Consider the following 18,993-nt stretch of genomic DNA (forward strand, 5'->3'; position numbering starts at 1 on the left):
ACACCTGGGCTTTCCAACAACGACACCCTGCAAGGAGATATTCGCATGAAGACCCTGATGACCACCCTGACCGGCCTGGCCCTGTTTACCGCTACGGCTACCGCCACGACGACCGCCAGTGCCGACGAGATTGTGATCGGTGGCAAGAACTTCACCGAGCAGCAACTACTGGCCAGCATGACCACCCAGTATCTGGACGGGCTCGGCTACGACGTCGACACCCGCGCCGGCATGGGCTCGGCAGTACTGCGCCAGGCTCAGGAAAACGGCCAGATCGACCTCTACTGGGAGTACACCGGCACCTCGCTGATCAACTACAACGACATCACCGAATCGCTGTCCGCCGACGAGACCTACCAGCGCGTCAAGGAACTGGACGGCGAGAAGGGCCTGGTGTGGCTCGAGCCTTCCGCCGCCAACAACACCTACGCCCTGGCCATGCGCGCCGAGAGCGTGAAGGAAACGGGCATCAGTACGCTGTCCGACCTGGCGTCCGCGGTGAATGATGGCGAAGAGCTTGCCTTTGCCATGAACGCCGAGTTCTACGCCCGCGAAGACGGCTGGCGTCCGCTGCAGCGCGCCTACGACTTCCGCGTCGAGCGTGGCGCCGTCAAGCGCATGGACTCCGGCCTGGTCTATCAGGCGCTGCGCGACGGCCAGGTCGATATCGGCCTGGTGTTTGCCACCGACGGTCGTGTGCCCGCCTTCGACTTCCAGATCCTCGAAGACGACCAGGGCTTCTTCCCGGCCTACGCCCTGACCCCGGTGGTCCGCCAGGACACCCTGGACGCCAACCCGGAGCTCGCAGAGCAGATGAACGCGCTGTCGGCGCTGCTCGATGACGACACCATGGCGAGCCTCAACGCCCGAGTGGATGTCGAGCGCGAGACCATCGAGGACGTCGCCGAGTCCTTCCTCGAGGACAACGAACTGCTGTGACCCTTCAAGGCCCCCGTCCGGGGGCCTTTTTTCATGACAAGGAGATGGAATGTTCCCCTTCAAGCGACTGCTCCTCGGCGCAGCGATGACGACACTCGCCTGCACGACCCAGGCCGACGACGAGCTGACGGTAGGCGGCAAGAACTTTACCGAACAACTGATCCTCGCCTCGATGACCAGCCAATACCTCGAAGCCTGGGGCTACGAGGTCGAGGAACGCTCCGGCATGGGCACCAGTGTGCTTCGCAAGGCCCAGGAAAGCGGGCAGATCGACCTGTACTGGGAGTACACCGGTACCTCGCTGATCAGCTACAACGGGGTCGAAGAGAAACTCGATCCGCAGGAGACCTACGACAGGGTCAAGCAACTGGACGCGGAGAAGGGACTGGTCTGGCTCGAGCCGTCCGATGCCAACAACACCTACGCGCTCGCCATGCGCGAGGACCAGGCAGAGACGCTGGGCATCACTAGCCTGTCCGACCTGGCAGAGGTGATCAACAATGGCGAGGCCCTGGTGCTGGCGTCCAATGCCACCTTCTATTCGCGCGACGACGGCCTGCGTCCCATGCAGGAACGCTATGGTTTCGAATTCGGTCGCCGTAACGTCAAGCGCATGGATCAGGGCTTGACCCTGCCTTCGCTCAACCAGGGAGAGGTCGACGTCGCCATGACCACGGCCACCAATGGCCGCATCCCGGCACTCGACCTGACCGTGCTGGAAGATGACAGGCAGTTCTTCCCCAACTACGCCCTCGCCCCGGTGGTCAGGCAAGATACCCTGGAGGCGCACCCGGAGCTGGCCGCCCAGCTCAATATCCTGTCGGGCCTGCTGGACGACGCCACCATGGCAAGGCTCAACGCCCAGGTTGACGTCGAGCGCGAGACGGTGGAGGACGTGGCGGCGCAATTCCTCGAGGAACAACGGTTGCTGTGACCCTCGGCCCCCCCGGGTGCGGGGGCCTTTCACCGAGCTGTCGTATACCGGTGGCGAGCGGAACCTCCAGCAGCAGCGACCGGTCGCCCCCCCTCCTCCATTACTGCTCCCCTTGTTCGACAAAGGACCTCCCCATGAGCACTTCCCGGGACGTCATCCACTGGATCCTCACGTCTCCCCTCTACCGCCTCGATGACGCTCAGTGCCACCACGCCAAGCGCTGCCTGATCGACCTGATCGGCGTCGCCGCCGGCGCCACCGACACTGCCCTGGCCGAGCACGCACGCCGCTACGTCAGGGTGCAGCACGCGGGGGATCGCCCCTTGCTGTTCGCGTCGTCAACGGCGTCGGCTACCGGCGTCGCCCTGCACGGTGCCTGGCTGATCGATGCACTCGACGCCCACGACGGTCAGGTGCTGACCAAGGGCCACGCCGGCGTCGCCATCCTGCCGGGACTGCTGGCGCTGCCCGAGATCGAGCAGGTCAGCGGCAGGGATTTTCTCGGCCTGCTGGTGATGGGCTACGAGATCGCCACCCGGGCCGGCATCGCGCTGCACGCCTCGAGCCCCGACTACCACACCTCAGGGGCCTGGAATGCCCTCGGCGTGGCAGCGGTGACCGCGCGCCTCAAGGGCCTCGCCCCGGCCCAGCTGGAACACGCACTCGGCATCGCCGAATTCTATGGCCCGCGCAGCCAGATGATGCGCTGCATCGATCACCCCACCATGCTCAAGGATGGCAGCGGCTGGGGTGCCCAGGCCGGCGTCGCGGCCACCCTGCTGGCCGATGACGGCTTCACCGGCGCCCCGGCGGTGACCCTGTGCGACGAGCAGCAAGCCGCGGTATGGGGTGATCTGGGACGGCGTGACTACCTGTCGGAACAGTACTTCAAGGCCTATCCGGTATGCCGCTGGGCCCAGCCGGCGGTGGAGGCGGTACTCGCCATACCCGCCGCCGAACGCCAGGTGGAGAACATCGAACGCATCGAGATCACCACCTTCCACGAAGCCAGGCGCCTTCATACCATCGCCCCGACCACGACCGAACAGGCCCAGTACAGCCTGCCCTGGTCGGTCGCCTGCGCCCTCGATCGAGGCACCATCGACGTCGCCGCCATCAGCCGGGATCTTGGCGACGACGATCTCGTGGCGCTGTCACGGCGGGTGACGATCACCGAATGCGATGACTACAACGCACACTTTCCGGCCGAGCGCTGGGCCAGCGCTACGCTGCACCTGCGCGATGGTCGCCGTATTCAAAGCCCTGCCATGGAAGCCCGCGGCAACCCTCACAATCCGCTGAGCGATGACGAGATCGCGGCCAAGTTTCAGGCCCTGGCGAGCCCGGTGCTGGGCGCACGCGCCAATGAGATCGAGGAGGTCGTCGGCACCCTGGAAACACGCCCCATCGGTGACCTGTTGAGGTTGCTGGGACAACCTTGAACGCGCGAGCTTGAACGCGCGAGCCCAAGGCGTCCAACATGACGGGAGGTGACTAGGGTTAAAAGGGTGACAAGCGCCTGGTTTCGTCGGCTCTTGACCCAGGTCGCCTCGCCGTCTGTCTTTTTGGCGTATAGAAGATGTTGCTGTCAGGCATTATTTCGGCCCCGGGCGGTCCGGGGCCTCAAACGGAGCCCCTTCTATGGACACTCGCTTCTATCTCCTTATCGCCGCGGTCCTCGTCGGGCTTGCCGTCATCCACTGGATTGGCTTTCGCCTGCTCAAGCGCAAGCTGCAGCCGCCCCAGGAAAGCGATGCCATCCGCGACACAACGCCCGGACGCAGCAGAGACAACAGCGACAGCAGTGAGGAACGTTGATCCGCCGGGCAAATTGCGGCACCTTGTGGCGCCCTGCCCCCACCCTCAGGAATTCCAGCAATGCAGCATCAGGCCAAGCAGCATCAGGACCAGCTACAGGTCGCCTGCGCCCAGATCAACGCGCGCCTTGGTGACGTCGAGGCCAATCTCGCCCATCACCTCGACGTGATTCATGACGCCCGCCGTCGTGGCGTGGAATTGCTGGTCTTTCCCGAGCTCTCATTGACCGGTTACGGCCTGGGCCCGCGGGTGCTGGAGGTGGCCATGCCATCGGAAGACCCGCGGCTGATCCAGCTGGCCAAGGCGGCCGCCGGCATGCAAGTCATCGTCGGCTTCGTCGAGGAAGCGAGCCCCGGCGAGATCTACAACGCCCTGGCGATCCTCCAGGACGGTCGCATCGCGGCGGTGCATCGCAAGCTCAACCTGCCCACCTACGGCGGACTCGAGGAAGGCAAGTGGTTCAGCCATGGCGCCAGGCTGACCGAGGTGGCGGTGCGCCCCGGCTGGAGCACCACCTCGATGATCTGCGCCGACCTGTGGAATCCGGCGCTGGTGCATGCCGCCCTGCTGGCACGGCCGACGGTACTGTGTGCACCGATCAATTCGGCCTCCGGCATCGTCTCCGAGGACTTTTCCAACGAGGAAAACTGGGCACTCAACGTGCGCTTCTACGCCATGACCTATGGCACGCCGGTGTTGATGGCCAACCGCTATGGACCCGAAGGCGACAGCCACTTCTGGGGCGGATCGCGCATCCTCGGGCCACGCGGCGAGAGCCTGGCCGAGGCCGAGGATCGCGAGACCCTGATCTGCGCCGAACTGTCGCGTACCGCCATCGCCAGGGCACGCTTCGAACTGCCGACCCTGCGTGACGCCGACAGCCCCCTGATTCGCGAACTGATGAGCGGCTATCGCTGATACAGCGCCGGTTCGCATAGCGCTTTCGACAGCGCTTTCGACAACGGTATCGAGACGCCCGGCGCCGAGAATTCTCAAGGTGAAAATGCTAGGATAACGCTTCCATCTTGCAGACAATTTTCGGCGCCACCTATGACAACATCGTCTCGATCCTGCGGCCTTTCCTCTCCTTCTTGCCTGCTCGTCATGGGCGTATCCGGTTCGGGAAAATCGTATATCGGCAAACTGCTGGCCGAACGAACCGGCGCGTTGTTTATCGACGGTGATGACCATCACAGCCCCGAAAACATCGCCAAGATGTCCCGCGGAGAACCGCTCACCGACGAGGATCGGCAGGGCTGGCTTGCCACCCTGGCAGGGCTCTACCGGGAGCATCAGCAGCAGGGACAATCGCTAGTCATCGGCTGCTCGGCGCTCAAGCGCCAGTACCGGGACCTGCTGCGTGAAGGAGCACCCGCGCTGGAGATTCTTTATCTGCATGGCAGCCACGAGGTCCTGCTGGAGCGGCTGAACAGCCGTGGACAGCACTTCTTCGCCGGCGAGCACATGCTCAGGAGTCAGCTCGCCACCCTGGAGATGCCAGGCGATGACGAGGCCATCCGTTGCGATATCCAGATGACCCCCGATGCCATCATCGATGACTTCCTGGCACAGCTTGCGAGCCGTCGATAGTCCCGCATGCCAGCGCTGAACGACCTGTCGCAGTGAGACCCGACCCGACCTCGGTATCGCCCTTTCCTGACAGGCTGCTGTCAGCTTTTTTATCGGTGATAGCGCGAAGGCAAAGTTTCTCGCCCATGCAGCAGTAATGAAGCCCGTAGAATTGTCACCAAGTCGTCATGTTGCAACTCTGGTCGACCACCAGTACCGACGGCGAACAGCGTTGACCGCATCCCGGCAAATCGCGGCAACAACCGGCCGTCGACAACGGAACGTCGACATCAGCGCGTCGCTGGTCAGTACGTAACTCGTCAGCACGTTATCGGACGGCACGTTACTGATTAGTCAGTACAGTTGGCCAGCGCGTCGATATCAGCAGACAGGAGGCTCCCATGACAGATCCAATGGTAGGCAAGACGTTTGAATTCAACTGTGACGGCACCACCTGGGGCGTCGTCTTCGAGAATGCCACCCGCATGCGTCATCGCCTGGGCGGCAATTCACCGTCCCAGAAAGCTCAGGACATCAGCTCCGCCTACCTGGCGACCCCGGTCGATGAGCACCGGATCTTCGTCTACGGACTCGAGGAGCAACAGCTGGCGCTGCGCTACGTGCTGGATTTCAACGACATGACCTTTGTCGGTCATGGTGCCTTTGACGGTCTGTCCTCCACCGCCAGTGGCGAGTTCCGCCCGTCCTGAATCCTGGCGGCCGCGCCTTGATATGGCCACGCCGTACCTGGTAATCGCCTGGCACCTAAAACCTGGCACCTGAAACAATCTAGATAGGCATCAAGCACCAGCGGACATCAAGGACCGTCGAGAAACTGCATCGGTCGCCGGTCCTTGATGCCTGTGATGGCCCATTTGGGCCACCCCTCAGGCTTCGGCCTCGACTCCCCACCGCTGGCGTGCGGAGATCATCGCTGATGACATAACGCCGATGATCAAGACACTGGTGATCAGGCCTTGGTGACTAGGCTTGGGTGACTAGGCTGGGGTGACTAGGCCTGAGTAATTCAGCCCTGGTGACATGGCCCAGACAATCAGCCCGCGCGGTGGCGTTCGGCCAAGGCAACCAGCCCGGCCAGGGTGGCGTTGTCGCTGTCGACTTCCTCGACGCGAATGCCCTGGCGCTCCAGCGCCTGGCGGTAGAGCGGATTGAGACTGGACGAGCCGACCAGTACCACCGCGCCCTGGTGGTCCAGCAGATGCTCGCGCTGGGCCAGCACCTCGGCACCGATCAGCACCCCGGACAGAAAACTGCCCACCTGGTGGGCGCCAAGTCCTGCGTACAGGTGGCGGCTTCGGCCTTCGAACAGGGCGTGCATCAAGCCCGCCGGATGGTCCGCCGCCGCCAGCCCCTGGGCAAAGCCATCGGCGTCGTGGGCGTCGCTGCCCCTGGCCGGCTCTCCCGGCAGGGTATGAAACCGCACCGCATGATAGAGCTCGCCGGTCATCACCGTGGAGAAGTCGATCAGCCGCTCTCCTTCCAGACGGGCCCACTTGCTGTGGGTGCCCGGCAGACAGCAGACCCCGGCGGACAAGCCCAGCAGCGCCAGTGCACCGAAGGCCTGGATCTCCTCGCCGCGCATCACGTCGACGTGATCCTCGCGCACCACCTTGAGGCCAGGCACGATCCAGGCGTTGTCCAGCCCCGGCGCCGCTACGACATTGTCGGCCAGGTCGGTGGCCGAACGCGGCACCTCGAGCTGCGGTGCTTCGCTCCAGCCCCGCGCCGAGCCGACCATGCCCGACAGGTAGACCGGCACTTCACCGCCCTTTCGCCAGGCCCCGACCTGGGCCTCGCAGTAATGCGGGAATTCGTCCGTGCTCAACGACTTGAGCCCGGCATCCGAGCGCACGCTATCGAGACACTCGCCGCTGTCGCGGTCCACCAGAAAGGCCCGAAAGTTGCTGGTACCCCAGTCAATGGCGATCAGCCGCCGGCTCATGCGCCACCCCCTTGCTGGCCTGCCTGGTCAGCCGCCAGACGCTGCCATTCGGCCACCAGCTCGCGTGCGATCTCCCCCACCTCGACGGCGCTGCGTCCGGGCTTGTAGAGGTTGCTGCCGAAACCGAAGCCGGCGATGCCGACGGCATGCCACTCGGCCATGTTGGAGCGATCGATACCGCCCACCGCCAGCACCGGCAGGCCCTTGGGCAGGATCGCACTGATGTCCTTGAAGTAGCCGGTACCCAGGCGTGCCGCCGGGAACAGCTTGAGTGCCGTCGCCCCTGCCCGCGCCGCGGCCAAGGCTTCGGTCGGGGTCATGCAGCCGATCATCGGCGCAAGCCCACGCTCGGCGCCCAGCGCCACCAGCTCGGCCTCCGTGTTGGGGGTGATCATCAACGGCGCCCCGAGCTCGGCAAGCCGAGCGGTATCGTCTTCGTCGAGCACCGTGCCGGCACCGATCAAGACGTCGTCGGGACAACAGGCCACGGCGCGCTCGATGCTGACCCAGGGCTCAGGCGAGTTGAGCGGAATCTCGATCAGCCGGAAACCGGCCTCGACCAGGGCGTGACAGACCGGCTCGATCTCGTCCGGCGTGATACCACGCAGGATCGCCACCAGCGGCGTCTCGGCCATGGCAGCGTCCAGCACGCGACGTTGAGCGTCGTTCATCGCAAAGTCCTCGAAGTCGAAAAGAAGGAAAACTCAGCCCCATGATAAAGCGAAGGGCGGCTGTTGCCGCCCTTCGCCGTCAGGGTTCAGACCTAGTTGACTAGCCACATGGCCATCTCGGGCCACACCAGCAGCGCCGCGAGTACGCATAGCTGCAGGGCGATAAAGGGCAGCACCGAGACGAAGATGTCCTTGAGGCTGATCTCCGGTGGCGCCACGCCCTTCAGGTAGAAGGCCGCGGGACCGAACGGCGGCGACAGGAAGGACACCTGCATGTTCACCGCGAACAGGATGCCGAACCAGATCGGGCTGTAGCCCAGCTGCACGATGATCGGCACGAAGATCGGCAGGGTCAGCATGGCCACCCCGATCCAGTCGAGGAACATGCCGAGCACGATCAGGATCGCCATCATTACCAGGATGATCACGATGGGCGAGACGTCCAGATCCATGATCATGCCGGAGATGAAGCGGTTGCCGCCCATCAGGTTGTAGACCCCGACCAGGGCGGCGGCGCCGATGCCGATCCAGATGATCATGCCGCAGGTCACCAGGGTCTGGGACAGGCTCTGGTGCATCATCGAGAACGAGAACTCGCCCCGGGCCAGCACCGCCAGCAGCACGCCGAACACGCCCATGGCCGCCGCCTCGGTGACCGAGGCCACGCCACCGTAGATCGAGCCCAGCACCATGAAGGCGATCAGCGCCGGCACGATGATCGAGCGCAGCGCGGCACCCTTGGAGGCGAAGCCGGCGTTGCGGTCCTCCTCGCTCATCGGCGGGCCCATGGCGGGGTTGCGCAGGCAGCGCACCAGCACATAACCGATGTAGGACAGCATCAGGATCACCGCCGGGGTGATCGCCGCGGTAAACAGGTCGGCGATGGAGACGCTGGCGATCAGGCCGTAGATGATCAGCACGATGGACGGCGGCATCATGGTACCGAGCGCCCCGCCGGCGCAGACCACGCCGATCGACAGGTGCTTGTCGTAGCCGAGGCGGAGCATCTGCGGCAGCGCCAGGATGCCGAGCAGCACGATCTCGCCGCCGATGATGCCGGACAGCGCGGCCAGGAAGAAGGCCACCACCACGGTCTGCACGGCGACGCCCCCGGGCAGTCGCCCGGCGAACACCCGCATGGCGTTGAACAGATCCTTGGCGATGCCCGATCGGTCGAGCAGCGAGGCCATCAGCACGAACATCGGCACCGCCACCAGCGAGTACTCGGTGACGAAGCCGTAGACCCGGCTGGTCACCAGCGGCAGGGCGTTGGGGCCGAACCAGCCGAAGGTAAAGGCCAGCGCCACCAGGCCGGTGATAAAGGCCAGCGGCAGGCCGGTGACCAGCAGCGCGAAGATGGCGCCGACCAGCAGCAGGGTTCCGTCTGCGATGCTCATCAGTCAGCGCCTCCTTCGGGTGCGTCGGGGGCGGGCTTGCCCTTGATCGACTGGATCAGGTGAATCAGCGCCTGGACGCACATGATCGCCACCGCGGCGAGGATCATGCCCTTGACCAGGGCCGGGAACGGCGGGTTCCAGGAGGTGCCGGAGCGCTCCAGTTGCCACTCGCCGAGGGGGTTGTGGGAGGCGCCATAGAACATCACCCAGGCGGCGTAGGTCATGCCCAGGCAGAAGCCGAAGGTGACCAGGTCATTGAAGCGATCGAGCCACAGCCGGAACCTCGGGCCCACGGCGTCGTAGAGCACCTTGACCCGGATATGGCGGTTGGAGGCCAGCGCGGCCGGGCCGCCGAGACAGAAGCTGACCGCCACCAGCATGACCACGGTCTCGTGGACCCAGGAGGTGGGCGCGCCGAAGCCATAGCGCATGATCACCTCATAGACGCTGATGGCCATGGCGATGAACACCAGCCAGGCGGCGAACTGGGCCACCCGAACCACGCCACGGTCGAACCGACTGCGCACCACATCGGGGGCACGCTCGGGCGTCTTGTCCGTTGACGGATCGGGTGATGGGTCGGGCCCAGGCCCTGCACGTGTCTCGTCACTCATGAGACATCCTCGACATTGATGTATCGCGACGCCCGTGATCTATCGCCCCAACGGGCGCGGACATCGCAAGATGAAAAGGAGGGGGCGGTGCCTCGGCACCGCCCCGGGTTCCACTGGCGCACGCCAGCGAGGATTACAGCAGGTTGTGGTTCTCGAGGTAGGCCACCACGGACTCGTAGAATTCCTGGGTGATCTCGTTCTTCTCGGCCCAGTTCTCCCACTCCTGCTTGGCGATATTGCGGAACGCCACGCGCTCCTCCTGCGGCAGGTCGATGATCTCGATATCCGGGTTCTGGCGAGCCTCGCGCACGGCTTCCATGTCGCGGGTCTTGAGCTCGGCCACCATCTCGTAGGCCAGGGCGTCGACCGAGGTCTCGAGGATGCCCTTCAGGTCATCGGAGAGGCTGTCCCAGACGTCCTTGTTGAGCGACACCGCCACCATCGGCAGCGAGTGGAAGCCCGGGTACAGCGGGTACGGCGCGAACTCGTGCAGCCCCTGGGCCTGGTTGGTGGCGAACACGGTGTAGTCGGCAGCGTCGATGACGCCCTTCTCGAGGCCGGTATAGACCTCGGAGCCCGGAAGGTTGACCGGAGTCGCGCCGGCGGCCTCGAAGATGTTGTAGACCATGCCCTCGGGTGCACGCAGCTTGAGGCCCTGCATGTCGTCGATGGAGCGCACCGGCTTGGTCGACGGCAGCGACTCGAGGCCAGTGGCGGCGGCGCCGATCAGGTGGACGCCGTAAGGTTCGACCAGCTTGTTGTAGAGCTCTTCGCCACCGGCGTTGTTCATGTAGTCGAGGAAGTCGTAGGGATCGCTCCAGGCGCCTACCAGGTTGCCGATCATGCCGAAGGCCGGGTTCTGGCCGGTGAAGTAGCTCGGGTCGGTCAGGTGGCCCTGAAGAATGCCGGACTGCACGGCCTGCAGGGTCTGGTTGGCCTGGACCACGGCGTTGACCGGCAGGATCTCGATGGAGATGCGGCCGTTGGACATGGTCTCGACGTTGTCGGCCCAGGCCTTCTTCATCTCGAACTGCGGCTCACCCGCAGTCTCGGAGGTCTGGAAGGTCCACTCGTACTCGGCCGCCTGGGCAGAGGTCGCCGTTGCCGCGAGGATCGCCGCGCCCAACGTCGTGAGCGCGGAACCAGAGAACTTGAGCTTGGTGCTTGCCATCATGGGAATCTCATCCTTCTTGTTGGCGAGTTGCAGGGAATTCGGGAGCGTCGAAGGTGGTCTCGATCGTGGCGGGCGACCTTGTCACCCCTTCAAGACCCAGGTCCTGCCCGGTGCGCTCCAGTACCGCGAGAGCCGCTCGGGCGGCTTCCTGCGGCTGGCGAAGCCGGATCGCCTCCATCACCCGGCGGTGACGATCCATGCTGTCGTTGAGCCTGTCGGCGCTGTGGTTGGAGCGTTCCACCAGCAGCGCGATGGCGGGTTTGAGAACGTGGCTGATCTGGGCCCACACCAGATTGTGCGATGCGGTAAAGATCGCCTCATGAAAGGCCACGTCATACTCGTCGTGGCTCTTGCCATCAAAGCGTAGATCATCGTTGGCCAGCGCTTCGATCATGCCCTCATAGGCCGTCTCGATGGCCAGCAGATCGGCGGCGGTGGCGTGCTCGGCGGCGAGACGGGCGACAAAGGGCTCCACCGCCACGCGAAAGGCGAAGACTTCGCGCTGGATCACCGGATTGGGATGGGCAAAGCGCGCCAGCCAGCCGCTCACCCTGGGGTCCAGCAGGTGCCAGCCCTCCAGCGGTTGTACCCGAGATCCCTGGCCCGAGATTCGCGTGATCATGCCCGCCGCCACCAGCACCTGCAGCGCACTGCGCACGGTGGAGCGACTGACTTCGAAGCGCTCGCACAGATCCACTTCCCTGGGCAGGAAGTCCCCCGGCGCATACTCACCGGCGAAGATCGCCTCGGCCAGGGCATCGGCGATGTCCGGGCGCGCGCGACGCGTGGAAGTGGAACTTGCCGACATGGAGCCATCCATACAGGGAACGAGAGAAATCGGACATGTAGCGCCGTGTGTCGGACGGTGCTACAGGCTATGTCCGACATAGCTTGACGAAAACGTGTTTCAAACGCCTTTAGACTTTAGTCATGATTGGGTAGCGCCCTGCCGCCACGCCCTGTCCATGGCGCTCCTCGGGGAACCTCGCTGATTCGGCACAGTCGTAGTGAATAGACCTCGGACCCAGGAAGACAATCGCCCCCTTTACGAAACAGACCGACTGGTCTATTGTGGCGACCGTACACCTATCGATGATCACGGAGCGAGGCGTGAATCCGAGCGACCCTCGGCCACGCTTCGCACTCTCCGGAACGACAGCCAATCGACTTCCGGTTCATCACGCAAAGGAGGCATGATGCAGTCGAACTACTACACCATCAGCGAGTATCCCACCGGCACCCCCAGCCAGGACGTCTTCAAGCTCAAGCAGCAGGACCTGCCGGCGCTGGCTGACGGTGAAGTGCGCATCCGCAATCGCTGGCTGTCGGTGGACCCCTACATGCGTGGGCGCATGAGCGGTGTCACCACCTATATCGAACCCTTCGAGCTCGAGGCACCGCTGGAAGGAGCCGCCGTCGGCGAGGTCATCGAATCCGGTGACGATCGTTTCAAGGTGGGTGACAAGGTCAGCCACATGGGTGGCTGGCGAGACGTGGCCCAACTGCCCGCCGACGGCGTGACCGCCCTGCCCGATCTGGACGTGCCGGAACAGGCCTACCTGGGCGTGCTGGGCATGCCGGGGATGACCGCCTGGACCGGCCTGAATGCCATCGCCGAGATGCAGCAGGGTGACAATGTGCTGGTCAGCGCCGCCAGCGGCGCGGTGGGCTCTCTGGCGGTACAGCTGGCGAAGGCCAAGGGTGGTGTTGTGGTCGGCCTGGCCGGCAGCCAGAAGAAGCGCGACTGGCTCGAGTCCCAGGGCGTGATCGCGGTGGACTACCGCGACAAGGACGCCGCCACCCTCAGCGAGGATCTGGCCAAGGCCTGCCCGGACGGTTTCGATGTCTACTACGAGAACGTCGGCGGTGTCTGCCTGGAAGCCGCGCTGAACAACCTCAGGGTCGGCGCCCGCATCGCCGTGTGCGGCATGATTTCCCGCTACAACGATGAAGGCCCGGCACCGGGACCGGCCAACCTGGCGATGATCCTGATTCGCCGAGCGCGCATGCAGGGCTTTATCGTGTTCGAGCACTGGGACAACTACCCGGCCTTTCTCAAGGACGTCGGTCCCAAGGTCGCGGCCGGCGAGATCGACTACCAGGAGACCGTGCGCGAGGGCCTCGAGGCCACGCCGGAAGCCTTCCTCGACCTATTCAAGGGGGCCAACACCGGCAAGATGCTGGTGCGCCTGGGCTGATTGCTGATTGCCCTTGCTGGACGATTGACCCAGACACCGCCTACGGGCGGTGTCTCTGGTTCAGCACTGCTCGAATGACCGCCGCGCCATCAACGGCCACGGCTGGCAATCATCACGCCGGACACCACCATCAGCATGCCCACCGCCGTGACCCCACCGATCGTCTCGTCCAGCGCCCACCAGGCCAGCGCCGTGGCCGCCACCGGGGTAAGCGAGCCCAGCGCCGAGGTCGCCTCGGCCCCCAGCCGTCGAATCGCCACGCCCATCAGCAGGCCAGACCCCAGCCCCACCAGGATGCCCTGCACCACCAACTGCACCAGCCACTCCTTCGTGGGCACCAGATGCAAAGACAGGCCCCCCGCCCCGCTCGCCTCGAGCCCGATCACCGTCAGCACAATGACCAGTCCACTGGGCACCGTGACCACCGCCGTGGCCTCGAGCGCCGACAGACCGCTCTGACGCACGCTGAGGGTGAACACCGCCCACATCACGCTGGACAGCAGGAACATGCCCTGCCCCAGCAGCAGGCTCTGCGAGCCCTGTCCCCCGGACGCCAGCAGGCAGACGACGCCGAGTCCGATGGCGACCAGGCCGGCGGCACGCCCCCGCGACAACGGCTGAGCGAAGACCCAAACCGCCAGGGTACTGACGAACAGCGGCGCTGCCCCGGGGATCAGGGTGCTGCCGTGGGCCACCGGGGCCAGCCCCATGCCCACCGCCCCCAGCAGGAAGAAGGGTATGCCGGCGCCGGCCATCATGCCGACCAGCCACACCGGGTTGACCGCCAGCAGACGCTGGCGCCGACGCAGCGCCAACGGCAGCAGCGCCAGGCCAGGCACGGCGTAGCGAAACAGGGTCAGGTCGAGCGTTCCCAGTGGTGACAGCGCCCCTTGGCGCAGCGACAGGAAGTAGCACGACCAGATCAGCACCGCCCCCAGCGCAGCGGCGACCCCCAACAGGGCGCGCCGGGGAGAGGCGACAAGCGGTGCCACCTGGGTCAAGGAAGACGACATGACAGGACTCCGTGAGGTTCGATGGGCGCCTGAACGAGCCCCCTGCTGACCCTCAGTCTGCCGCCAACGGTCGGGCAAATGCAGGCAAAGACAACGACGCGCTGGACCTATATTGGCAGGACATGCCAATATTTTTCTTCGACCCGCAAGATTGAGCCAATCCGTTGAAAAAACTGGACCGTATCGATCGCCATCTGCTCGCCCTGCTCCAGCAGGATGCACGACTCACCAGCCACCAACTGGCCGAGCGGGTGGGGCTGTCGCCGTCACCCTGTGCCAGGCGCATACGCCGGCTGGAGCAACAGCGGCTGATCCAGCGCTACCGCGCCGAGCTGGACCGCGAACGCCTGGGGCTGGGGCTGACGGTGTTCGTCCACGTCAAGCTCAGCCGCCACCAGGACGCCCTGGTGGAAGCCTTCGAAGCCGCCGTGGCAGACATGCCCGAAGTCATCGAGTGCCACACCGTGTCCGGCGCCTTCGACTATCTGCTGCAGATCGTCAGCGCCGACCTGAAAGGCTACGAGCGCTGGGTGCGACAGCTGCAGACCCTGCCCATGGTCAATACCGTGGATTCGAGCTTTGCCATCCGTGCCGTCAAGCGCGCCGGCGCCCTGGATCTGCGCGACGCCCGTCCAACTGACGACGATTCGTAAGGCTCCACACGAGGATCCGCTGCACAGCCCCACCAGGCAGACGTCGCCTCAGCCGGTGATCACGGCTGACGCAGCTTCGCCAGCATCGAGCCTAGCTGACGTCGGCGCTTCACTTCGGCGTCATCAATCGTCAAGCTAGGGTCGATCCCATTGCCGTCCGGGCCCACGTACCGCCACCCAGGAGAGTTGCATGCCGACCCCGCCCGCTCCCCCACGCCTGACCCTGGAGGTCTTCAGCGATCTGCGCTGCCCGTTCTGCTACCTGGAGTTGCCCGAACTGGAGGCGCTGGAAGACAGGTTCGGTCATGACATCCGCGTCGTCTGGCGCCCCTTCGAGCTGCGCCCCGAGCCGGAACCTGCCCTCGATCCCCACTGCGACTACCTGAACGAGCTGTGGCGAGACGCGGTGCTGCCGATGGCTCAGGAGCGAGGTCTGAGCATGCGCCAGCCGAACATCCAACCACACTCGCGTCTGGCCCTGGAAACGCTGGCCTGGGCCGAGCGCCGCTATCGCGACACCCCGTCAGCCAGCCAGGTCGCTGCGCTGCGAAAGGCCCTGTTCAGCGGCTTCTTCGAAGATAGCCTGGACCTGTCGGATCCCCGCGCCCTGGCCGAGATCGCCAATCAACTGGGGCTGGACGGCGCGGCACTCGAAGCGAGTCTTGCCGCCGGTGAAGACCGCGAGGCGGTACAAGCTTCCCGCGAGGAAGGTCAGGCGCTGGGGGTTCACGGTGTTCCGGCGCTGCGCTTTCTGGTCGACGGCGAACACGCCGGCATCCTGTCCGGCACCCAACCCAGGCGCCAGCTCTTTCTTGCGGTGGAACGCCTGCAGGATGCCCTGCGCCAGCATGAGGGCAAAAGGACGTCATGAGTGACCGCACACGTCCGGTGGTGGTGATCGGTGGCACCGGCTTTGTCGGTGCTGCCGTGGTGCGCGAGCTCTACTTCGCGGGCCATGCGGTCCGCGTGGTGGCCCGCCACCCGAGACTTCCGGAAGAGGTGGAAGACGGCGATCCGGTCGAGGCGATCCAGGCGGATATCGAGGATCCGGAGAGCCTCAAGGCGGCCCTTGAGGGGGCCAGCGCGGTGATCAACGCGGTCAGCCTCTACCGCGAGAGTGGCAAGCGCAGCTTCGAGCAGGTGCATGTCGAGGGCGCCGCCAGGCTGGCCCGGCTCGCCCGGGAGGCGGGCATCGATCGCTATGTGCTGCTGTCCGGCATCGGCGCCCGGCTCGATTCGCCCTCGCCCTACGTGCGCGCCAGGGCGAGAGGCGAACAGGCGGTGATGGGCGAGATACCTCGCGCGGTCATCGTTCGCCCCAGCGCCCTCTATGGCCAGCAGTCAGGCCTGGTGGCGACCCTGGCAAGGCTGGTGAAGATGCCGTTGGTGCCGCTGTTTGGCGCCGGAGAGATGCGCCTGCAACCGCTCCACGTGGGTGATCTGGCCAGCGCCCTGGCACGCCTGGCCACCCGGGCGAGCCTGCCCAGGGCACTTTTCGAACTGGGCGGGCCCGACCCGCTGCGCTACCGCGATCTGGTCACCCAGGTGGCGCGACACCTCGGCAGAGAACCCAGGTTCATCAAGGTCCCCCTGCCCCTGTGGCACGCCCTGGCACTGGCCCTTTCGCCCTTGCCCTCGCCGCCGCTGACCCGCGATACCCTGTGGCTGATCAGCGAGGACAACCTGGTCGCCAACGGCGTCGGCAGCTTCGCCGACCTGGGCCTCAATCCGCGCAGCCTGCGTGACAGCCTGCCGCACTGCCTGCCAACGCAGGCCGGCTGAGTCCGACGGACGGGCCGCGATGGCCCCGACCCGATGCCGCCGGGGCTTGGCGTTAGATAACCGCTTCAGGCGTCGCCCATGTTCGCCATCAGGCTCGGCTGCACCACCTCGATCCAGTAGCCGTCCGGGTCCTTGACGAAGACCACGTCCTTCAACTTGCCCTGCTCGGGGCGCTTGATGAACTCGACGTCGTTTTCATCGAACCAGGCCACCGCCGCGTGCAGATCCGGCACCGCAAAGCAGATATGACCAAAGCCCTGGGGCTCGGCGTTGCCGTCGTGGTAGATCCGCCCTTCCTGCTCCTCGCTGCCCCAGTTGTGGGTGAACTCGAGCAGTCCGCGCTGCTGAAAGGTCCAGGTGGAGCGGGCGGCGGCGTCCTCGGGAACCTGATCATCCGCCTCGAGGTTGGCGAGAAAGTACAGCGAGAACTGCATTTCCTCGAAGTCCAGGCGCCTCAGAACGCTCATGCCGAAGACCCGTGAATAGAACGCCAGGGACACCTCGGGATCCTTGACCCTCAGCATGCTGTGATTGAGGCGAAAACCGCGCGTGGCCTCGGGGGCTGGCTCCACGCCGGGGTGCTGTTCGCCTTGGAAATTGTCGTGCATCTCGGTCTCCTTGGATGAGGGGTCGATTGTCGTTCAGGTGGCGTCAGATCGCCTGCTCGGCCATCTGCTGCGCGATATATTCTGCCTGACGCAGGGCCAGCGAGACGATGGTCAGGGTCGGGTTTTCCGACGCCGAGGTGGTGAACTGACTGCCATCGGAGATGAACAGGTTCGCCACCTCGTGGGTCTGGCCGTAGCCGTTGCAGACGCCGTCCTCGGGGCGCTCGCTCATGCGGCAGGTACCCAGGTTGTGGGTCGAGGGATAGGGCGGCACCTCGTAGACATCCCGCGCCCCCACCGATTCGTACAGCGCCTTGCCCTGCTGATACCCGTGCTGCCTCATGGCCACGTCGTTGGGGTGATCGTCGTAGTGCACGTTGGCCACCGGCAGGCCGAAACGATCGGTCACCTCCGGGTTCAGGGTGATGCGGTTGCTGGCCTGGGGCAGATCCTCCCCCACCAGCCACATCCCGGCCATATGATCATACTGGTCCATCGCGCCGGCGAAACGCTCGCCCCAGGCGCCGGGGTCGAGGAAGGCAGCCATGAACGGCAGCCCCAGCGACAGCGTCTCCATCTCGTAGCCGCCGACAAAGCCCCGCGACGGATCATGGCGCGCCTCATCGGAGATGATGCCGGCCATGGTGGTGCCGCGATACATGTGCACCGGTTCATCGAAGGTGGCGTAGACCGAACCCGTCATATGGCGCATGTAGTAGCGCCCGACCTTGTCCGCGCCATTGGCAAGCCCCTTGGGGAAACGACTGCTCGTGGAATTCAACAACAGCCGCGGCGTCTCGATGGAATTGCCGGCCACCGCCACCACCCGGGCCTTCTGTCGCTGTTCGCGGCCCTCGCTATCAAAGTAGACCACCGCCTTGGCACGACCCTCGTCGTCATGCTCGATACGCGCCACATGCGACTCGGGCCGCAACTCCAGGTGTCCCGTGGCGATGCCTCTGGGCAGCTCGGTATAGAGCGTCGACCACTTGGCCTGGGTCTTGCAGCCCTGGAAGCAGAAGCCGCGCTGCTGGCAGGGCGCCCGGCCATCGCGGATCTCGCTGTTGATGGCCATATGGCCGGTGTTGCAGGAATAGCCGAGCTTCTGCGCCCCGGCGTACATCACCTTGAAATTGTTGTTGCCCGGCAGCCCCTTGTTGTCGTGGGTGCGGGTCACCCCCATGCGCGCCTCGGCACGATCGTACCAGGGTGCCAGTTCCTCGTAGGACAGCGGCCAGTCGAGCAGGTCAGCGCCGTCCACCGCGCCATAGTGACTCAGGGCCTCGAACTCGTGGGGCTGGATGCGCAGGCTGGCACCGGCCCAGTGCACCGTGGTGCCGCCCACCGACTTGACGATCCAGGCCGGCAGATTGGGAAAGTCCCGTGCCAGCCGCCAGCTTCCCGAGGTGGTCCTCGGGTCCAGCCAGGAAAGCTGGTTGAAGGCGCCCCACTCGTCGGCCAGAAAGTCCGAGGTGGTGTGCAGCTTGCCCGCTTCCAGTACCACCACGTCGATGCCCTGCTGGGCCAGTTCGTTCGCCAGGGTGCCTCCACCGGCCCCCGAGCCGATCACTACCACCACACTGTCATCGTCCAGCGCAAAGGTCTTCTGACTGTCGGTCATGGCCATGACGACGTCTCCTCATCGGTCCGTATTGTTAGT

20 protein-coding genes are annotated in these 18,993 nt (G+C 65.1%); 11 read left to right on the plus strand and 9 right to left on the minus strand.

The window, feature by feature from the left end:
- Positions 1 to 45 precede the first annotated feature (45 nt).
- The 7 genes from EBB56_RS08845 (at position 46) to EBB56_RS08870 (ending at position 5,970) form a co-directional block, all read left to right on the plus strand.
- On the plus strand, positions 46 to 939 hold the full coding sequence (locus tag EBB56_RS08845; RefSeq protein WP_124803955.1) for a glycine betaine ABC transporter substrate-binding protein: 894 nt from the start codon (positions 46 to 48) through the stop codon (positions 937 to 939).
- Positions 940 to 988: 49 nt separating this feature from the next.
- Positions 989 to 1,873 carry a glycine betaine ABC transporter substrate-binding protein gene (locus EBB56_RS08850; RefSeq protein WP_124803957.1) on the plus strand — a complete coding sequence of 295 codons (885 nt, stop codon included), beginning with the start codon at positions 989 to 991 and terminating at the stop codon, positions 1,871 to 1,873.
- Between the two features lie 134 nt (positions 1,874 to 2,007).
- Positions 2,008 to 3,315, plus strand: a complete 1,308-nt coding sequence (locus EBB56_RS08855) for an MmgE/PrpD family protein (RefSeq protein WP_124803959.1) — start codon at positions 2,008 to 2,010, stop codon at positions 3,313 to 3,315.
- Between the two features lie 199 nt (positions 3,316 to 3,514).
- Positions 3,515 to 3,691 carry a hypothetical protein gene (locus EBB56_RS21880; RefSeq protein WP_185696407.1) on the plus strand — a complete coding sequence of 59 codons (177 nt, stop codon included), beginning with the start codon at positions 3,515 to 3,517 and terminating at the stop codon, positions 3,689 to 3,691.
- 60 nt (positions 3,692 to 3,751) lie between these two features.
- Entirely contained in the window at positions 3,752 to 4,609 is an 858-nt protein-coding gene (locus tag EBB56_RS08860) for a nitrilase-related carbon-nitrogen hydrolase (protein ID WP_124803961.1), read from the plus strand.
- 186 nt (positions 4,610 to 4,795) lie between these two features.
- Complete coding sequence (locus EBB56_RS08865; protein ID WP_311767531.1) at positions 4,796 to 5,281, plus strand: gluconokinase; 486 nt, start codon at positions 4,796 to 4,798, stop codon at positions 5,279 to 5,281.
- A gap of 380 nt (positions 5,282 to 5,661) precedes the next feature.
- Entirely contained in the window at positions 5,662 to 5,970 is a 309-nt protein-coding gene (locus EBB56_RS08870; RefSeq protein WP_045995291.1) for a hypothetical protein, read from the plus strand.
- Between the two features lie 344 nt (positions 5,971 to 6,314).
- Here the strand turns inward: EBB56_RS08870 and EBB56_RS08875 are convergent, their stop codons facing one another.
- The 6 genes from EBB56_RS08875 to EBB56_RS08900 form a co-directional block, all read right to left on the minus strand.
- Positions 6,315 to 7,223, minus strand: a complete 909-nt coding sequence (locus tag EBB56_RS08875) for a 2-dehydro-3-deoxygalactonokinase (protein ID WP_124803965.1) — start codon at positions 7,221 to 7,223, stop codon at positions 6,315 to 6,317.
- A complete protein-coding gene (locus tag EBB56_RS08880; protein WP_045995289.1) occupies positions 7,220 to 7,894 on the minus strand; it encodes a 2-dehydro-3-deoxy-6-phosphogalactonate aldolase in 675 nt (224 codons plus the stop codon). The genes EBB56_RS08875 and EBB56_RS08880 overlap by 4 nt, the downstream gene beginning before the upstream one ends.
- A gap of 92 nt (positions 7,895 to 7,986) precedes the next feature.
- Positions 7,987 to 9,291: a TRAP transporter large permease subunit gene (locus EBB56_RS08885; RefSeq protein WP_124803967.1), complete on the minus strand. Its 1,305-nt coding sequence runs from the start codon at positions 9,289 to 9,291 to the stop codon at positions 7,987 to 7,989.
- Positions 9,291 to 9,905 carry a TRAP transporter small permease subunit gene (locus EBB56_RS08890; RefSeq protein WP_124803969.1) on the minus strand — a complete coding sequence of 205 codons (615 nt, stop codon included), beginning with the start codon at positions 9,903 to 9,905 and terminating at the stop codon, positions 9,291 to 9,293. The genes EBB56_RS08885 and EBB56_RS08890 overlap by 1 nt, the downstream gene beginning before the upstream one ends.
- 133 nt (positions 9,906 to 10,038) lie before the next feature.
- The gene (locus EBB56_RS08895) at positions 10,039 to 11,079 is read right to left on the minus strand and encodes a TRAP transporter substrate-binding protein (protein ID WP_108449155.1); all 1,041 of its coding nucleotides are present in this window, start codon (positions 11,077 to 11,079) and stop codon (positions 10,039 to 10,041) included.
- 7 nt (positions 11,080 to 11,086) lie between these two features.
- Positions 11,087 to 11,887, minus strand: coding sequence for a FadR/GntR family transcriptional regulator (locus EBB56_RS08900; protein ID WP_045995058.1), 801 nt, complete (start codon positions 11,885 to 11,887; stop codon positions 11,087 to 11,089).
- A gap of 388 nt (positions 11,888 to 12,275) precedes the next feature.
- Between EBB56_RS08900 and EBB56_RS08905 the strand changes: the two genes are divergently transcribed.
- Complete coding sequence (locus tag EBB56_RS08905) at positions 12,276 to 13,277, plus strand: NADP-dependent oxidoreductase (protein WP_108133317.1); 1,002 nt, start codon at positions 12,276 to 12,278, stop codon at positions 13,275 to 13,277.
- An 89-nt stretch (positions 13,278 to 13,366) separates the two neighbouring features.
- Here EBB56_RS08905 and EBB56_RS08910 read toward each other — a convergent pair whose 3' ends face one another.
- Complete coding sequence (locus tag EBB56_RS08910; protein ID WP_124803971.1) at positions 13,367 to 14,290, minus strand: DMT family transporter; 924 nt, start codon at positions 14,288 to 14,290, stop codon at positions 13,367 to 13,369.
- 164 nt (positions 14,291 to 14,454) lie between these two features.
- Here EBB56_RS08910 and EBB56_RS08915 point away from each other — a divergent pair, with 164 nt between their 5' ends.
- From EBB56_RS08915 to EBB56_RS08925, 3 genes are all read left to right on the plus strand, one after another.
- A complete protein-coding gene (locus EBB56_RS08915) occupies positions 14,455 to 14,943 on the plus strand; it encodes an Lrp/AsnC family transcriptional regulator (protein ID WP_197037138.1) in 489 nt (162 codons plus the stop codon).
- A gap of 190 nt (positions 14,944 to 15,133) precedes the next feature.
- On the plus strand, positions 15,134 to 15,814 hold the full coding sequence (locus tag EBB56_RS08920) for a DsbA family protein (RefSeq protein ID WP_124803973.1): 681 nt from the start codon (positions 15,134 to 15,136) through the stop codon (positions 15,812 to 15,814).
- The gene (locus EBB56_RS08925) at positions 15,811 to 16,725 is read left to right on the plus strand and encodes a complex I NDUFA9 subunit family protein (protein ID WP_124803975.1); all 915 of its coding nucleotides are present in this window, start codon (positions 15,811 to 15,813) and stop codon (positions 16,723 to 16,725) included. The genes EBB56_RS08920 and EBB56_RS08925 overlap by 4 nt, the downstream gene beginning before the upstream one ends.
- Positions 16,726 to 16,790: 65 nt before the next feature.
- Here the strand turns inward: EBB56_RS08925 and gloA are convergent, their stop codons facing one another.
- Positions 16,791 to 17,333, minus strand: a complete 543-nt coding sequence (gene gloA / locus EBB56_RS08930) for a lactoylglutathione lyase (RefSeq protein ID WP_045995063.1) — start codon at positions 17,331 to 17,333, stop codon at positions 16,791 to 16,793.
- A gap of 43 nt (positions 17,334 to 17,376) precedes the next feature.
- Entirely contained in the window at positions 17,377 to 18,960 is a 1,584-nt protein-coding gene (locus EBB56_RS08935; protein ID WP_108133313.1) for a GMC family oxidoreductase, read from the minus strand.
- Positions 18,961 to 18,993: the final 33 nt, after the last annotated feature.

The sequence above is a fragment of the Halomonas sp. YLB-10 genome (assembly GCF_003856855.1).
Classification (GTDB): Bacteria; Pseudomonadota; Gammaproteobacteria; order Pseudomonadales; family Halomonadaceae; genus Halomonas; species Halomonas litopenaei.

Bases quoted from the DNA above. Each gene is read 5' to 3' on its own strand.
- EBB56_RS08845 (WP_124803955.1), top strand. From the start codon at position 46: ATGAAGACCCTGATGACCACCCTGACCGGCCTGGCCCTGTTTACCGCT.
- EBB56_RS08850 (WP_124803957.1), top strand. From the start codon at position 989: ATGTTCCCCTTCAAGCGACTGCTCCTCGGCGCAGCGATGACGACACTC.
- EBB56_RS08855 (WP_124803959.1), top strand. From the start codon at position 2,008: ATGAGCACTTCCCGGGACGTCATCCACTGGATCCTCACGTCTCCCCTC.
- EBB56_RS21880 (WP_185696407.1), top strand. From the start codon at position 3,515: ATGGACACTCGCTTCTATCTCCTTATCGCCGCGGTCCTCGTCGGGCTT.
- EBB56_RS08860 (WP_124803961.1), top strand. From the start codon at position 3,752: ATGCAGCATCAGGCCAAGCAGCATCAGGACCAGCTACAGGTCGCCTGC.
- EBB56_RS08865 (WP_311767531.1), top strand. From the start codon at position 4,796: ATGGGCGTATCCGGTTCGGGAAAATCGTATATCGGCAAACTGCTGGCC.
- EBB56_RS08870 (WP_045995291.1), top strand. From the start codon at position 5,662: ATGACAGATCCAATGGTAGGCAAGACGTTTGAATTCAACTGTGACGGC.
- EBB56_RS08875 (WP_124803965.1), bottom strand. From the start codon at position 7,223: ATGAGCCGGCGGCTGATCGCCATTGACTGGGGTACCAGCAACTTTCGG.
- EBB56_RS08880 (WP_045995289.1), bottom strand. From the start codon at position 7,894: ATGAACGACGCTCAACGTCGCGTGCTGGACGCTGCCATGGCCGAGACG.
- EBB56_RS08885 (WP_124803967.1), bottom strand. From the start codon at position 9,291: ATGAGCATCGCAGACGGAACCCTGCTGCTGGTCGGCGCCATCTTCGCG.
- EBB56_RS08890 (WP_124803969.1), bottom strand. From the start codon at position 9,905: ATGAGTGACGAGACACGTGCAGGGCCTGGGCCCGACCCATCACCCGAT.
- EBB56_RS08895 (WP_108449155.1), bottom strand. From the start codon at position 11,079: ATGATGGCAAGCACCAAGCTCAAGTTCTCTGGTTCCGCGCTCACGACG.
- EBB56_RS08900 (WP_045995058.1), bottom strand. From the start codon at position 11,887: ATGTCGGCAAGTTCCACTTCCACGCGTCGCGCGCGCCCGGACATCGCC.
- EBB56_RS08905 (WP_108133317.1), top strand. From the start codon at position 12,276: ATGCAGTCGAACTACTACACCATCAGCGAGTATCCCACCGGCACCCCC.
- EBB56_RS08910 (WP_124803971.1), bottom strand. From the start codon at position 14,290: ATGTCGTCTTCCTTGACCCAGGTGGCACCGCTTGTCGCCTCTCCCCGG.
- EBB56_RS08920 (WP_124803973.1), top strand. From the start codon at position 15,134: ATGCCGACCCCGCCCGCTCCCCCACGCCTGACCCTGGAGGTCTTCAGC.
- EBB56_RS08925 (WP_124803975.1), top strand. From the start codon at position 15,811: ATGAGTGACCGCACACGTCCGGTGGTGGTGATCGGTGGCACCGGCTTT.
- gloA (WP_045995063.1), bottom strand. From the start codon at position 17,333: ATGCACGACAATTTCCAAGGCGAACAGCACCCCGGCGTGGAGCCAGCC.
- EBB56_RS08935 (WP_108133313.1), bottom strand. From the start codon at position 18,960: ATGGCCATGACCGACAGTCAGAAGACCTTTGCGCTGGACGATGACAGT.